The 566-nt window shown below is 38.0% G+C and carries 1 protein-coding gene; it reads right to left on the bottom strand.

Translation table 11 applies throughout. The features are described 5' to 3' along the window. On the bottom strand, window positions 1-566 hold a 566-nt coding region (locus A1232T_RS13350), incomplete at both ends, for an RNA-guided endonuclease InsQ/TnpB family protein (protein ID WP_143514015.1).

Genomic DNA, 566 nt, shown 5'->3' on the forward strand with positions numbered 1-566 from the left:
ATCTCAAACTGACAACCTGCATGCTTGCATTTATATTCCAGTTGTCGTTTAAGTTCAAACCAACCTGCATCGTATGTCGATTTAGCTAGATTGGTCATCGTATTGGTAAATGAGCGTGATTTAACATCACCAACTACAATTAAGCCGTTATCTTTAACAAGCTTGGTGGTGAATTTATGAATTAAGTCTAATCTTGTGTTTTTGATTTTGGCGTGGATTGCTTTGACACGCTTTTTATTCTTAGCACGCTGGGCTACTGCTAATTTATTAGCCCATTTTTGAGTCTGTTTAATCTGTAGTTTGTGGCCCGTTGATGTGGTAGCAGCTTCCTTTAAACCTAAGTCAATACCAATGCTGCCCTTACCACTTGCTTGTTTGGGGTAGTCTTTAACAGTAATACACGCATACCAACGATTACGGCTGTCTTGTACTATCTCTAAAGTGTTTATCTGATATAGGCTTAGGTTGTAACTATCGAATACATCTATGATGAGCTTCTGACCTTTAGAAAGTGATAGCTGAATTGTTGATTTAAGTGCTTTTTTGCCTGTTTGTCTTGTGCTTAG

This window comes from Psychrobacter pasteurii (assembly GCF_900162815.1).
GTDB lineage: Bacteria > Pseudomonadota > Gammaproteobacteria > Pseudomonadales > Moraxellaceae > Psychrobacter > Psychrobacter pasteurii.